We start from the raw sequence: 14,453 nt of genomic DNA, 5'->3' as shown, positions 1-14,453 counted from the left end.
TTTTTTATTCGTATGATCAAGAATGATCTGATAGATTCTTTGACTATATTCAATAGAATGATAAGTTTACAAATAGTCACTTGAGTATTTTTATAAACATTTAATTATGCAGTATATTCATATGTTTGTCAATAGTTTAGAGATAGTAAAGGTTTAAAACAAAAGGAGTTTAACTTCTAGAAGGAAAGCGAGTAAAAAAAAGAGAGAAAAAAGAAAAAATATGGTGAAATATATTTTAAATATTTTGAAAGATATGTATAATAACTAAGACAAAGGTCTTGGGAGTGAACAACATGCATAGTAATGATGTCCTAGCAAAAGTGAAAGGTAAGGATTTTATTCAATTTGGTAAAAGAGTTTTAATGATACAAATACCTTTTAAAACAATGAATACCTTTATTACTGTTGATGAAAATGTCCAAAGGAAGATGGATATGAGTAAAAGGCGAGAAATTAAAGATTTTATCATACATGTATTAAAAAATAACGAACCATTTTATTTTTCCCCTTTTATTTTTTCAGCACGAAAAGCAGTAATAGAGTCAGAGGATGGTTGGATGTTAGTTCCAAAAGAGAAAATGGCTATTATAGATGGACAACATCGAAATGGCGCTATTTTAAGTGCATTCACACAGCTTCGTATGGAGAAGGAGTCAGCAGAGGAATATGGAAATGTAGAGGTTGTTAAACCAATAGATACTTATATTCATCATTTGGAGCATTTACCAATTACGATGCAAATTTATCTTGATTTGGATACGAAGAGTGAGAGGCAACTTTTTAAAGATTACAATGTAGAAAGACGTGAGGCCAATATTGGTAAGCGAGTGATGTTTGATCAAAGAGATGCTTATGCCATGTTGGCAAGGAAGGTTGCTTGTGAATTAGAGGAAGAATATGAAATTGATATCAAATCTTCAAGGATTACAAAATATAGCTCAGCATTAACGACATTAGTCGTAATAAGAAAATGTTTAATAGCATTATTTGAAGGAAGGCTAGCGAATAAAAAAGGAAACCCAAGTGACTATTGCAAGGAGGATGAAGTGTTAGCGGTTGCGAAAGCTTTTTTTCTATCTTGGAAGAAAATATTTCCAAAAGGTATGGAAAACCGCAACAAGTATATTTGTGGGCTTCCTGGCGTCCAAGTGGCACTAGCTTATTGTGTGAATCGTTTAAAACTCAAGAATGATGTTGATTATTTTACTGCGATTCAATTGTTAGACAAACTGCAATGTAACTGGAAACATCAAGATGCAATTGTCAGTCATGTTTATGACCATTCAATTCAAAAACTAAAAAATGTTTCATCTGCCAGAAATATGAAAAGGACTGCTCATAATTTGATTAACCTTATTGAGGAGGAGATGTGATGAATGCCTTTCAGGAAAAGGTAAAGGAACATAAAATAGTAGTTTATCCGTTATTAACGCTAATACAAATGGTCAAAGAAGAACAAATTAAATTGAGAGAAACGAGTCAAAAGTATGTGAGGAATATCCGCATGTATATTTCTGATAACATTGCATCGCAAGAAATTTACTTACCTCCCCTTGTAGCTACCACAGAACCAACTGAATTTACACATTACCTACCGAGAAAATTAGTCCTGATTGATGGTGTACATAGATTGAAAGCGTATTGTCAGCTAGAGGGTTTAGTAGATAAATATATAAATAGCGATAATAAAGAAGAAATAAAATTAGGTTATGACCTTCAAAATATGCTCAAAAAAACACAGATTCCCATACAATTATTCAATGGTTTGACATCAAGTGAAGCTTGGCAACTGTATATTGATATGAACACAAAAGGTAAGCAAGTCGCACTATCTAAGAAAATTGAATATGATTCAAGGGAGGGTTTAAATTTATTAACGAACCGTGTTGTCCATTCGGTTAACGGTCTTCAAGAAGCGGGGATTGACAAGGATAAGCTTATGGTTGTACGTCCTGCAAATGAGCATTTTCTTTCACTAACGCAATTAAGAAAAGTTGTACATATTTTCATCACTGAAAGAATAGACATCCAAAACGAGCAGTCGATTTACTTACAACTTACGCAAGATCAATATGTAGCATTGATCCGGTTGTGGTTCGATTATTTATTTGCAATGGTTCCACCTCATAAAATTGGGAATTTTCATCATTCAATGTTAGCTGATTTTCCACTCGTATTAGCCGTTGCACTATATGCAAATAAGAATTGTAAAAATAAAGATTTCTCATCTAGAATGAAGCTCATGAAAAAACGGATGGAGGCATTACAAGGTGTGGACTGGAGCAAGGGAAATCCAGTTTGGGAGACTTTTAACGGTTCAGTCAAAGGGAGAAAAAATATGTTCTTTCTTAATAAGGATGTCGCTTCTCTCCGGAAAATCATTCATTGGCTGGAAAGTCAAGGGGGTGAGGCCTAGAGATCTCTGAGTAAACAAAAAAGCACTCAAGTTAGTCCGGGTAGACATAGGACTTGAGCGCTCCATCGTTGGGTATACCAACACTAGTTAGTATACCCTTAATTTAATCAATTGAAAATATCTAAATAAGAATTGAGGGCGATAAAATTGGAGACATGTACAAATTATATAATAAACGAAAGCACAGCTACATTAAAAGCAGAGAGAGTTCAGAATAACTATATTCATACAAAGGTGATTGAAGGAAGAAATCGGGTTTTTAACGTAGCGAAACCGCCTATTGCAATCGTAAAAGAGAGCTTAAAAGAATATGGCATGACCTATCAAGGTGCCTTACAAGCAGCAAAGTACAAGCTAGATAAAAAAAGTACACCACCTTTTCGTATTTGCGGTGCCAAGGATATGTATTGGTTCTACTTTTCTTCACAAAAAAATCTTGAGAATACATTTGTTTCCTTAGCTCATATTCTTGATATTCAGCCAGATAACAAAAAACAGACAAAAATTATCTTAACAAGCGGCTATTATTTCTACCATCCTATTAGTTATAAGGTAGCAAATGGAAGAAAGAATCAAGCAATTCTTCTGCGCGGGCGTATTGAAGATTCAATTAAGAAGCAATCGAGCGTCCATTTAATCGAGCTCCCTGAAAAGGTTAGTGAGGAAAAAGAAGAGTAATAAATAAGATTGATCATATATGATGAAGAGCAAACTCTAGCATCGTTAATAATAGAAAGAAGGAGTCTTTGATATTGATTTCGCAATAAGAGTAGCGCTAAAGCTAGTTTCGTTGATGATGGAGTGAACTTTTATAAATATAGAGTGAGTCAATCTCAATTATAATAGATAGAAAGGAGACTACATTTGCCCACTTATAACAAATTAGTACGTGATAAGATTCCTGATATTATCCAAGTGTTGGGGAAATCCTACAATACAAGAACATTATCTCACTCTGAATATACAATAGCACTTAAAAATAAACTTAAAGAAGAAGTAAACGAATATCTCCAGGCAGAGCACTTGAAGGACCAAGGTGAAGAGCTTGCCGATATTCTTGAAGTCGTATATGCATTATCAGCAGCACAACAAATGTCAGCTGATGAATTAGATGAGATTAGAAGAATAAAAGCTCAACAAAGAGGAAGGTTTGAGGAGCGGGTTCTTTTGATAGATGTGCAAGAATAAGTTTATTATAATCTTTAAGACGGAAATTATCACAAATAAATGTCCCGTCCCCACAAAAGAATCAATAAGAAGCACATGATGCATGAAATCATGTGCTTTTTTTATGTGAAAAAATCTAACAATCTATCCTCTAAACAACCAACAAAGGACTTTGTATCCACAAGAAATATCTGATAACGCTCTCAAAAAAGCCTTAGTATAGGAAAATAATCTGAATTTTACCTCTTTTTAATGTTTTTATGTCACATTTCCTTACAAGTTCATTGACGTTGTCTTTTATAACAAAGATAATTAACGACATATTAAAGACAAGGAATTTTGGAGGTGGAGTTTATTGAATTGCAGAAGGCGGTTGATGGTCCTGTTCCACTTGGTCAAGAGATTTGTCACATTGCCTCGGAGTTTGAAGGGAGCAATGTGATTCCACTATTGTATGAATCTGTAGAGCAATCACCAAGGTTGATTGAAGATTATAAATTGCCAGTAGATAAGTATATGTTTGCTGGTCCTTCACCATTTTCAAATAGCATTGAAATCCATTCCAAAAGCAAGTTTGTCTTATAATATTCCTTATGAAGGAGTGGGTATTTATCCATTATTTTTACAGCTGGATGAACATTATAACCACTTTCCAGTGATTAGCTACGATATGGTAGATTGAGACTATTTAATTGATCTTATTCCTTACTTTTTACATTTTCATAAGGATATTTTTTTAGATAGTAATGCTTTAGTCCGTTATCATTTAAAGTTGTTAAAGGAGCAACTAGTTGAATTGATTGCAACGACAATGAAGGCGGTTTAGGAGCAATGAAAGTCTTAATAAAACATATTCGCGATATGTATTTTAAGCAATATTAAGGGGGCAGGACATAAAGAAAAAAGAGTTTCAACTGACGGTATTACGTTTTGAAATGAAAGGGGAAGGAGTCAATGAATCAAAAAGGAAGACCGCGCCATATTTACTTCATTCATTAGGATAAGTTAAAGGAGAGGGGGCTTAAGCAGTAATGAAGAATACATTACATTATTTTATCCTACTATTATTAGTCACAACGTTGGCAGCTTGTACCAATATGCCTAGTGCAGCAACCAATGGAAAAACATATGGTAATGAATTAATCATTGGTATGGAATCAGAAGCTGATGTGTTAGACCCCCACCGGGCTGGCGGTTGGGTAACGATGAGGATTAACTACCAAATGTTTGAGCCATTAATTGGAGAAGATTTGAGCAAGTCATCTGAAGAGGCAGCTGTTCCAGAGCTCATTCCAGTGTTAGCGGAAAGTTGGGAAGTATCTGAGGACGGAAAGGTGTATACTTTCCACCTAAGAGAAGGTGTCAAGTTTCATGATGGGACGCCATTTAATGCAGAGGCTGTGGATTTCAATATAAAGAGACTAACTAATGAAAATTTTGAATATTTCGATAAAATCGGGTCAAGTCGTACGTTTAGAACATGGAAGTTTTTTGATAAAAGTGAAGTGGTAGATGAATATACGCTCAATATTCATTTGAACTCGCCGTTTTCAGAATTTCCAAGAATGCTAGCGCAGATTAATTCATTGCAAATTGTTAGTCCCGAATCAATCATAACAGGTGGCAATGATAGCGTCGGGGAAAATCCTGTTGGAACGGGTCCATTTAAATTTAGTGATCGTAATCGTGGAGAGAATATTACGCTAGTGAAAAATGAAGATTATTGGGGCGAAAAAGCGAAGTTAGACACTGTTATTTTTAGACCAATGTCTGATCCAGCTAGTAGAGTATTGGCCCTGCAAAATGATGAAGTGGATATCATTGCTGTCCCACCGCCTGATGCGATTGAAAATTTAGAAGAAAAAGGATTTGATATTCTATCTGGCACACCTCCACATGTATGGTACTTAACTTTTAACTTTGATAATGAATATATGCAAGACCAAAGGGTTAGACAAGCGATTAACTATGCAATTGACCGAGAGGGAATTGCCAATCAGTTGTTAAAAGGAACGGTTTCTCCTGCCTATACGATACAATCTCCTGGATCGGTGAACTTTGATTCGAGTCGTAAATGGTATGAGTATGATCCAGAAAAGGCAAAGGAGTTATTAGCCAAAGCGGATCTAGAAGATGGGTTTAACATAATATTACAAACTTCAGTAGATGGTTCGGGACAATTAATGCCTGTTGATATTGCTGAATGGATTCAAAGGGATTTGAAAAAAGTAGGAATTGACGTCACATTGGATACACAGGAATGGATTACTTATTTCTCAGGATATAGTGATGGCATGGATTCATCCATCGGTATGAATCAAATGTCTGCAGGGCGAACATCGCCATTTTTCTTATCGATGGTTGCTCATTCGGACTTTGTTGCTCCAGGTGGTTTTAATTCAGGGAAGTATGCAAGTGCGGGAACCGATGAATTATTAGACCGTGCATCTACGGCAAAAAGTGAAGCAGAGGCATTAGAAATGTGGAAGAAAGCGGAAGAAAAAATAATGACAGATGCTGCTTTCGCACCTATTGTCCATGATACGGCACCTTATGTAGTAAATAAGCGAGTGAAAGGCTTTGTTGTTCCATCAGAAGAATGGTATACGCTCGCACCTGTTTGGATTGATCAATAAAAAGTGCTGGGAGGGGAAGTAAATGACAAGGTTCTTTATCAATCGAATATTATCGACAATTCCTGTGCTTTTAGGCGTAACCATCTTTGTCTTTTTATTAATTCAATTAATTCCTGGTGATCCTGCAAAGTCGATTTTAGGAGGAGATGCGACAGCAGAAGCGGTTGAATCATTACGAGAGGAGATGGGATTGAATGAATCAATGATTGTGCAATATACGAGCTGGATGGGGCAATTACTACAGGGGGATTTAGGCTATTCACATACTCTTCATACACCGATTACTGAAGAGCTTCTCCCACGATTTTTAAATAGTATGATTCTCACTGTCGCTAGTCTGCTCATTTGTGTGGTACTTGGTGTCGTTCTTGGACTTATTAGTGCTTTACGTAAGGGGAGTATTTTAGATAAAGCAAGTATGGGTGTAGCGTTAATTGGTGCGAGCATGCCGGTGTTTTGGATTGCTCTAATGCTTATGTGGCTCTTCTCATTAGAAATGGGATTATTTCCGGTGAGCGGTATGTACAATATGAGAAGTCCGGGTGGATGGATGGATTTACTTCATCATTTAATATTACCAGCATTCGCAACAGCTACTGTATCTTTAGCGGTGATTGCAAGACTGACAAGAAGCACGATTATCGATACATTACAAAAAGATTATGTAAAGTATTTTCAATCGTTCGGATTGTCGAAGTCGAAGATCAACATTGTACATGTGTTAAGAAATTCTTTGCCCCCGATCATTAATATTTCTGGTATGCAAGTGGGTTACTTAATGGGAGGCGCACTCTTTAGCGAAGTTGTTTTTAATTGGCCAGGTATTGGGCAAGCGTTATATGTTGCTGTGACATCCAATGATTATCCAACCATTCAAGCAGGAATATTATTGATTGCCATTACGTTTGTCATCGTTAATCTCATTGTTGATCTCTTGAATGTATGGCTCAGTCCGAAGTTACAGGATTCAATTAAATCAAATGCGGGGTGATAATAAATGAAGGGATGGAAGATAGCCTGTAGCGCTTTTTTTACTGATAAAGTAGCTACGGTTGGTGCAGTTATTATAATATTTGCTTTCTTAGTCGCTTTATTTGCGCCTATACTAGCGCCTTATCATCCGAATGAGGTGGCTGAGGGGAGTATTAGACTCATGCCACCTGGTACAGATGGTCACCTATTGGGTACAGATCAACAAGGACGAGATATTCTAAGTAGGATTATTTTTGGGACACAAACGTCATTAATTTCAGCAGTTGTCCCTGTAGTAATGGCAGCAGTGATAAGTATTGGGTTAGGGATTATTGCAGGGTTTTATCAAGGGGTTGTTGGCAATATCATTATGCGTATAATGGATGTTTTCTTCGCTTTTCCTGCCGTGTTGTTAGCGATAGCTATTGCTGCGATTTTAGGACCGGGCTTACTCAATGTCATTATTGCGATGATTATTGTCAGAATTCCTTATATGACTCGCGTTGTTTATACTGATACCCTTCAAGAAAGTCAAAAGGAATACATTGAAGCAGCGAAAGCTTTTGGGGTAGGCCGTATAGAAATAATGTTTAAACAAATCTTACCGAATGTCTTGCCATCACTGATTGTCTATAGTACTACACTTGCTGGTGTCACGATTGTGACAGTAGCTGGTCTCAGCTTTATTGGGCTTGGGGTTCAGCCACCTGAAGCAGATTGGGGCAGAATGGCTAGTGATGGCAGTGATTTATTAATGCTAGGTCATCCGTTTGTCACTTTCTTTCCAGGAATCGCGATTTTAATTCTTTCGTTCGCCTTCAGTATGATTGGCGATGGATTAAGAAACGCTCTCGATCCATATGAAAGATCAAAGGTGAAAAAGGAGAAAGTGAACGCTAAAAAGGCAATGGTCGCATAATAATCAAGTGAAGGATGTGGTGGCGAAATGATTCAGGCGGTAAGAAAGAAGGAAGCATTTCTAAATGTAACCAATTTAATGACGAAGATTCATACACCAGAAGGTTCGATGACAGTACTTGATCATATTAATCTATCGATTGATAAGGGAGATATCATGGCAATTGTGGGAGAGTCAGGGTCGGGAAAATCGATGACGATCCATTCCATCTTGCAAATGATTACGAAGAATTTACTAGATAGCTATGCAGGTGAAATTGAAGTGGAAGGGAAAAGTATTTTGGACATTGGGGAAAAGGAGATGCAACAGATTAGAGGAAAAAAAATCTCCCTCGTTGCTCAGAATGCAATGACTTCTCTAGATCCTTCTTATCGTGTAGGTAAACAGATTATCGAAATTATTTTAGATAAAACCAATTTATCTAAGAGAGAGGCGATAGAAAAAGCCCTATATTTATTAGAGGAGATGGGGATTGATGAAGCAAAGAGAGTTTTTCAATCGTATCCGCATCAATTAAGTGGGGGATTGAGACAGAGGGTAGTTATTGCCATGTCTCTCGCCTGTGATCCTGATCTTATTATTGCAGATGAACCGACTTCTGCTTTGGATCCCTCTGTACAATTGCAAGTACTTGAGCTATTTAAAAAAATTAATCGTGACTTAGGAACAGCTATTCTTATTATTACACATGATTTCGGTGTTGTTGCTAGAATAGCCGAAAGTGTAGCGGTAATGTATGCTGGCCAAATTGTTGAACAGGGGAAGACAAGTGAAGTCATTTATAACCCGCAACATCCTTATACAAATAGTTTGCTCAATTGTATACCCGATTTAGATTGGATTTTCCTAGATGGTGTTGGAAAGAAGCCATTGTTTCAAATAAAAGGGGAGCCACCAAATTTAATGAATTTAAGCAGTGGTTGTCGATTTGCAAACCGTTGTCATATGGCGAAAGATATTTGTCGATCGAAATTACCAGAACTAAAGAAAGTTCACTCACCTGACTTGAATCATCTAGTTCGTTGTTTATTGACTGAAAGGAGAGAATCCTATGCAAAATGAGTCATTATTAGATGTGCAAGGTTTAACAAAGGTTTATGGTAACAAGGGGTCATTGTTTGTACCACGAAAAGAAATGCTTGCTGTAAACAATGTGAGCTTTTCCATCAAGAAAGGTGAAACGTTTGGATTAATTGGCGAGTCGGGATCTGGAAAGACCACGATAGGGCGTATGGTATTGCGGTTAATAGAAGCAACGGCTGGTGATATTCAATATGAAGGCAAGTCCATTCTGTCAATGAAAAAGGGAGAAATGGATAAGTTAAGAAGTGAGATGCAAATCATTTTTCAAGATTCTGGTTCAGCTTTTAACCCAAGGAAAACAATTGGTGAACAAATCCTTCATCCATTAAACAAGTTTCATTCAAATAGTGATGCAGGGTATCAATATAATAAGGTAATTGAAATGCTTGATGTGGTAGGGTTGAGAGCGGATTTTTATCATCGATATCCACATGAATTATCCGGTGGCCAGAGACAGCGCGCAGGCATTGCTAGAGCATTGATTGTGAAACCGAAATTCCTCGTGTTAGATGAACCAGTCTCGGCTTTGGATGTATCGGTCAAAGCCCAAATTATTAATCTATTAATTGATTTGCAGAAGGAATTTCAATTAACGTATCTCTTTATTGCGCATAATTTAGACTTAGTGGCTTATTTTTGTGACAAAGTAGCTGTGCTCTCAAAGGGAGAACTAATCGAAACCGCCCCAACAATTGAATTGTTTAGAAAACCTAAACATGAAGTAACACAAAAACTATTAAGTTCCATTCTTACATTAGATGGGGATTTAGGAGAATACTATCGCAAACAATCTGCTATATAAAATGGAGGGGATCCTGAATGGAAAATGTTTTTTTCAAAGATATTGAGACTGTTTCAAAAATGTTAAGGAATCAGGAGATTACACCCGTAGAACTTACGAAGCAATTACTTGAGCGGATTAAATCTGTTGATTCAGTATTAAATGCGTATATCACATTAATGAGTGAGGAGGCACTAACACAAGCGGCAGTATTGGAAAAGGAGTTAAAGGAAGGTAATATTAGAGGTCCGCTTCATGGGGTACCAATTGCCATTAAGGATATATTTGAAACGAAGGGGAGTGTCACCACTTCCGGTTCTAAAATCTTTGAAAAATTCGTTTCCCATCACGATGCGGAAATAGTGACGCTATTGAAAAAAGCAGGTGCGATTATTATAGGGAAGACAAATCTCCATGAATTCGCCATGGGAGCGACAACGGAAAACCCTCATTATGGCCCTTCGAGAAACCCTTGGAATATAATGAAAATTCCAGGCGGATCAAGTGGGGGATCTGCGGTGGCTGTTGCAGCAGGAATGGCATTTGGTGCTGTGGGAACAGATACAGGCGGATCCATTCGCTTACCTGCTGCTCTATGTGGTGTAGTTGGTTTAAAGCCAACATATGATTTAATAAGTACTGCTGGATGTACACCTTTGAGTAAAAGTCTGGACCATATTGGGCCGATGACAAGAACGGTAGCGGATAGTCGTACGCTCCTAAGAGTTTGTGCGGATGCCGAAAAGTTAAAACAGGTGGACCTTAGTACAAGACTGGGGGATTTAAAAGGTATAAAAGTTGCAGTTTGCAAAGAGTATTTCTTTGAAGGTATGGATGAAGAGATAGCTATGCATATTCATCAGGCATTAGCTAAACTCGAAAGCCTCGGTGCAGAAATAATTGAGGTAGATATTGTCGGTATATCAGAAGCAATAGAAGCGCAAAAAATGATTTTCAAAGCAGAAGCGTATGCTTTCCATGAATCTATGTTTTTGGATAAACCACATCTCTATGGAGAGGACGTACAATTCCGCTTGCAAGCTGGAAAGGGTGTATTGGCGAGTGAGTATATACAGGCTAAACAGTATCAGCAAGCATTCCAACAACATATCAGGTTTAAAATGATAGAAGAACATATCGATGTCTTTTTTTCACCAACGAATGTCATTCCACCTTTTGATATTGGAAGTGTCGGTCCCGAACAATCAGTGAATAATATTTTTCGTCTAGGAAAAACACCGTTAGGCAATCTATTAGGGTTACCTATATTAACTATTCCTTGTGGTTTTACATCAGAAAGACTGCCTATTGGATTTCAAATCATGGGGAGGGCTTACGAGGAAGGGAAAGTATTAGCCATTGGTGAAGTATATGAACAATCAGAAAATTGGGTCGCGTATTTAGAGAAAAATGAAGTATTTCAAGTAGAAAAAACAATCTAAAGCAAAGTTACAAAGGTAAATACGTGTGTGATCACTCTAGAGGGTAATAAACTCTAGAGTGATTTATTTGCTAAATACGCCTCCATCTCCCCGTTATTTCTAAGTATGACTACTTTTAACTCAGGCTTTTCTTTTTTTAATGTCCGAAACCGTTCATACATTTTTTTCTTCCTTCTATAATAGGTTGATACAACAAATTTTATGAAGGCCCAGTCTATTTTCTCTTGGCAGCCATTAGTCATATCAGGTCTAGATTTTTTATGAAATTGAATACGGCGCTTTACTATCCGGTAGAGACAGGTGAGGAGGGGAAGTTCTAAATAAATGATTGTATCTGCTTCTGCTGTTCTGATAGAGAAGGTACCGGTGTAATTACCTTCAATAATCCATACAGGTTGCTTTGCTATGTCTTGTTGAAGGTGAATGAATCGCTCTTCTGACGATGCTTGCCAATTTGGTAGCCAGTATAAGGTATCAAGGTGATGGACATTTATTTGTAGCTTCTCGCCGAGTTTCCTAGCAAAGGTGGACTTGCCAACGCCTGCAGATATACCAATAACCATAATTTTTTTCATCCGACACGCTCCTCTTCAATAAAAATAATATTAATGCTACGCATAGAGCTTCATTTTCCTTTAAAATGAAAGTAACTGTCAATAGGAGGGAAGAGAATGATAGAAGAGGAAATGTACAGTCGAGCCATCGCATTTATTGAAGAGAGATATCCTAAAGGGTGGGGCGGGGCTGCTGTGATTCATACAGGGGATGACCGCTATCTAATTAGCGTGGCCCCGGAAACGTTTAATGCGAGTACAGAATTGTGTATTGAAGTTGGCGCTATTTGTGAAGCCCACAAATTGAATGTAAATGTAACTCATTGTTTATGTGTAGTCCGTGATAATGAGGACAGCCCTTTCAAAGTCCTTTCACCATGTGGGATTTGCCAAGAACGTTTACGCTATTGGGGACATGAAATGAAAGTAGGCGTAACGACAAAAGAAGAAAAACTTAAGTTTGTTCCTCTTGGAGAACTACAACCATATCATTGGACAAATGCTTATCCAGTTGAGGAAATCGAGAAGTTTAATGGATAAAGCTGAAAGTGGTATTGATTATATTTTATGATATGAATATAAACAAATGAACCATTTTTCGCTTACAAGTAGTAATAAAACCACCCCCTCCATAAAATCATATTTAAAATTGATTTTATGCAAAGGTGTGGTTTATTGTGAAAAATTATAGTGTCAAACCACCATCAACCATCACTGTTGTCCCAGTCATGTAGCTTGATGCATCAGAAGCTAAGAAGCTTACCACGTTTGCGATTTCTTGAGGTTCAGAATATCTACCCATACGCATCACACTGATTTCAGCAGGTACATAACCAGTTGTTTTCATTTGTTCTTCCACCCCTTTTGTTAGCGGAGTGGCTACGCCACCTGGGCAGATGGCGTTTACACGGATCCCTTTTGACACATATTCGAGTGCAGCCCCTTTTGTTAAACCGACTACAGCATGTTTACTAGCAGAGTATGCTGCCGCACTATGCTCAGAACGTACGCCTGCAGTAGAGGCGGTATTGATGATATGTCCATGGCCTTGTTGTTCCATTACTTTTAAAACCGCTTTCATTCCAAGGAATACCCCTTTAGTATTAATATTCATCACTCGGTCGAATTCGGCTTCTTCGATATCAGTGAACATCGAGAATTTTTGTACAACCCCAGCGTTATTGAAAAATACATCAATCGTGCCGAAAGTATCAACTGCTTTTTGAACATAATGATTAACATCATCCGCATTGGATACATCTGCTTTAACGAAAATGGCTTCCGCCCCTTTTTCTTTTACTAAATCGAGTGTTTCATTGGCAATTGTTTCATTGAAGTCAACGATAACTAAGTTGAACCCATCTTCTGCTAATTTCATCGCAGAAGCGCGTCCGATTCCTCCACCTGCACCAGTAATAACCGCTGTTTTCTTACTCATACAAACATCCCCTTTTGCGTAATAAAATTGGTCGACAAGTTCAGTGTTAGACACCTTGTCTATTTAAATGATAAACTATTTGAGATGATGTTAGGTACAAAGAAACCTTATTTTCTAAGAAGATAGACATAAATAAAGTATGTGTTGAGGAGGGTGATTTCGTGACAAAAGACCCAAGGGTGCTACAAACTTTTGATTTGTTGTGCGAAGGGTTTGAGGGTTTATTACAATCAGATCCCATCGAACAGATCAATATAAAGAGGTTGACGGAAGCTGCGAAAATTAACCGCACGACCTTTTATTTACATTTTGCCGATTTACAAGCTTTTGTTAACTATTACGTTCATCGCCTTTTCCAACAATGGTCGGAACTCGTAAATAGTGTCCCTTCTCTTCCGGAACATAAATCACTTCAAGAGCCTTATCCAGGTTTAGTGCAATTATTAGAATACATTAAAAGCGAGCAAGTCCTTTATCATTGCTTATTAGTTGAGCATCGTTTGCCATTATTTACAGTAGCTTTAAGAGAATGGATGATTAAATTTACTAATCAAGGTTTTGGTACGGTCACACAAACCCCTGCCTTAAGCGCATCAGAGAGAAAAGTAAGGGAAGTTCATATTTTAAGCGGTACGATTGGATCCATCGTATGGTGGCTAGAAGAGGAATTTCCTATTTCATCACAAAAGCTTGCAGAGGAATTGACATTGATTGCGGCGAAGGGACCGTTTTATATAAAAACAGAAAACGGTACTTAAAAATTCAGAATTAGGGATAATAATAATAACTAATCAAACTTAATGCCAATTCATTAGCTATTAGAGAATAATCTTCTTAACAACAACTATGAAACGAATAGCCAATTGATCCACCATCTCAAGCAATTATATTTGGATCAGATTGTTGATAGGTTAAGATGAGGAACTTTTGTCTCTTATTTCCTTCGTTTGTCCAATAGTATTTGCTGTGAATTTGTTCGAATATCCATCAGCTTTGAAATAAAATAAACCAAAGCCTTACTCTTTAGAGAAGGCTTTGGTTTTGC

Annotated in this window: 15 protein-coding genes; 13 read left to right on the top strand and 2 right to left on the bottom strand. The window is 37.3% G+C overall.

Annotation, left to right across the window (positions count from 1 at the left end; genetic code table 11):
- Positions 1-293: 293 nt before the first annotated feature.
- From H9655_RS15090 to H9655_RS15040, 11 genes are all read left to right on the top strand, one after another.
- Complete coding sequence (locus H9655_RS15090; RefSeq protein ID WP_191815444.1) at positions 294-1,373, top strand: DNA sulfur modification protein DndB; 1,080 nt, start codon at positions 294-296, stop codon at positions 1,371-1,373.
- Entirely contained in the window at positions 1,373-2,416 is a 1,044-nt protein-coding gene (locus H9655_RS15085; RefSeq protein ID WP_191815442.1) for a DNA sulfur modification protein DndB, read from the top strand. The genes H9655_RS15090 and H9655_RS15085 overlap by 1 nt, the downstream gene beginning before the upstream one ends.
- 147 nt (positions 2,417-2,563) lie before the next feature.
- On the top strand, positions 2,564-3,094 hold the full coding sequence (locus H9655_RS15080) for a competence protein ComK (RefSeq protein WP_191815440.1): 531 nt from the start codon (positions 2,564-2,566) through the stop codon (positions 3,092-3,094).
- 186 nt (positions 3,095-3,280) lie between these two features.
- A complete protein-coding gene (locus H9655_RS15075; RefSeq protein WP_191815438.1) occupies positions 3,281-3,604 on the top strand; it encodes a nucleoside triphosphate pyrophosphohydrolase in 324 nt (107 codons plus the stop codon).
- Between the two features lie 324 nt (positions 3,605-3,928).
- Positions 3,929-4,168, top strand: coding sequence for a hypothetical protein (locus tag H9655_RS15070; protein WP_191815436.1), 240 nt, complete (start codon positions 3,929-3,931; stop codon positions 4,166-4,168).
- A 446-nt stretch (positions 4,169-4,614) separates the two neighbouring features.
- Positions 4,615-6,219 (top strand): ABC transporter substrate-binding protein, encoded by a 1,605-nt coding sequence (locus H9655_RS15065; RefSeq protein WP_191815434.1) that lies wholly within the window; start codon positions 4,615-4,617, stop codon positions 6,217-6,219.
- 22 nt (positions 6,220-6,241) lie between these two features.
- Positions 6,242-7,210 carry an ABC transporter permease gene (locus H9655_RS15060; RefSeq protein WP_191815431.1) on the top strand — a complete coding sequence of 323 codons (969 nt, stop codon included), beginning with the start codon at positions 6,242-6,244 and terminating at the stop codon, positions 7,208-7,210.
- Positions 7,211-7,216: 6 nt separating this feature from the next.
- The gene (locus H9655_RS15055) at positions 7,217-8,110 is read left to right on the top strand and encodes an ABC transporter permease (RefSeq protein WP_191815430.1); all 894 of its coding nucleotides are present in this window, start codon (positions 7,217-7,219) and stop codon (positions 8,108-8,110) included.
- Between the two features lie 27 nt (positions 8,111-8,137).
- Positions 8,138-9,172, top strand: a complete 1,035-nt coding sequence (locus tag H9655_RS15050) for an ABC transporter ATP-binding protein (protein WP_191815428.1) — start codon at positions 8,138-8,140, stop codon at positions 9,170-9,172.
- Positions 9,162-9,995: an ATP-binding cassette domain-containing protein gene (locus H9655_RS15045; RefSeq protein ID WP_191815426.1), complete on the top strand. Its 834-nt coding sequence runs from the start codon at positions 9,162-9,164 to the stop codon at positions 9,993-9,995. The genes H9655_RS15050 and H9655_RS15045 overlap by 11 nt, the downstream gene beginning before the upstream one ends.
- A gap of 17 nt (positions 9,996-10,012) precedes the next feature.
- The gene (locus H9655_RS15040; protein ID WP_191815425.1) at positions 10,013-11,416 is read left to right on the top strand and encodes an amidase; all 1,404 of its coding nucleotides are present in this window, start codon (positions 10,013-10,015) and stop codon (positions 11,414-11,416) included.
- 53 nt (positions 11,417-11,469) lie between these two features.
- Here the strand turns inward: H9655_RS15040 and H9655_RS15035 are convergent, their stop codons facing one another.
- On the bottom strand, positions 11,470-11,991 hold the full coding sequence (locus H9655_RS15035; RefSeq protein ID WP_191815423.1) for a P-loop NTPase family protein: 522 nt from the start codon (positions 11,989-11,991) through the stop codon (positions 11,470-11,472).
- Between the two features lie 96 nt (positions 11,992-12,087).
- Here H9655_RS15035 and H9655_RS15030 point away from each other — a divergent pair, with 96 nt between their 5' ends.
- On the top strand, positions 12,088-12,510 hold the full coding sequence (locus H9655_RS15030) for a cytidine deaminase (protein ID WP_191815421.1): 423 nt from the start codon (positions 12,088-12,090) through the stop codon (positions 12,508-12,510).
- A 145-nt stretch (positions 12,511-12,655) separates the two neighbouring features.
- Here H9655_RS15030 and H9655_RS15025 read toward each other — a convergent pair whose 3' ends face one another.
- On the bottom strand, positions 12,656-13,408 hold the full coding sequence (locus tag H9655_RS15025) for an SDR family NAD(P)-dependent oxidoreductase (protein ID WP_191815419.1): 753 nt from the start codon (positions 13,406-13,408) through the stop codon (positions 12,656-12,658).
- A gap of 161 nt (positions 13,409-13,569) precedes the next feature.
- Here H9655_RS15025 and H9655_RS15020 point away from each other — a divergent pair, with 161 nt between their 5' ends.
- A complete protein-coding gene (locus H9655_RS15020; RefSeq protein WP_191815417.1) occupies positions 13,570-14,166 on the top strand; it encodes a TetR/AcrR family transcriptional regulator in 597 nt (198 codons plus the stop codon).
- Positions 14,167-14,453: the final 287 nt, after the last annotated feature.

The sequence above is a fragment of the Cytobacillus stercorigallinarum genome (assembly GCF_014836495.1).
GTDB lineage: Bacteria > Bacillota > Bacilli > Bacillales > Cytobacillaceae > Cytobacillus > Cytobacillus stercorigallinarum.
This window is presented reverse-complemented; position numbering and strand designations above follow the sequence as displayed.

Bases quoted from the DNA above. Each gene is read 5' to 3' on its own strand.
- H9655_RS15090 (WP_191815444.1), top strand. From the start codon at position 294: ATGCATAGTAATGATGTCCTAGCAAAAGTGAAAGGTAAGGATTTTATT.
- H9655_RS15085 (WP_191815442.1), top strand. From the start codon at position 1,373: ATGAATGCCTTTCAGGAAAAGGTAAAGGAACATAAAATAGTAGTTTAT.
- H9655_RS15065 (WP_191815434.1), top strand. From the start codon at position 4,615: ATGAAGAATACATTACATTATTTTATCCTACTATTATTAGTCACAACG.
- H9655_RS15060 (WP_191815431.1), top strand. From the start codon at position 6,242: ATGACAAGGTTCTTTATCAATCGAATATTATCGACAATTCCTGTGCTT.
- H9655_RS15055 (WP_191815430.1), top strand. From the start codon at position 7,217: ATGAAGGGATGGAAGATAGCCTGTAGCGCTTTTTTTACTGATAAAGTA.
- H9655_RS15050 (WP_191815428.1), top strand. From the start codon at position 8,138: ATGATTCAGGCGGTAAGAAAGAAGGAAGCATTTCTAAATGTAACCAAT.
- H9655_RS15045 (WP_191815426.1), top strand. From the start codon at position 9,162: ATGCAAAATGAGTCATTATTAGATGTGCAAGGTTTAACAAAGGTTTAT.
- H9655_RS15040 (WP_191815425.1), top strand. From the start codon at position 10,013: ATGGAAAATGTTTTTTTCAAAGATATTGAGACTGTTTCAAAAATGTTA.
- H9655_RS15035 (WP_191815423.1), bottom strand. From the start codon at position 11,991: ATGAAAAAAATTATGGTTATTGGTATATCTGCAGGCGTTGGCAAGTCC.
- H9655_RS15030 (WP_191815421.1), top strand. From the start codon at position 12,088: ATGATAGAAGAGGAAATGTACAGTCGAGCCATCGCATTTATTGAAGAG.
- H9655_RS15025 (WP_191815419.1), bottom strand. From the start codon at position 13,408: ATGAGTAAGAAAACAGCGGTTATTACTGGTGCAGGTGGAGGAATCGGA.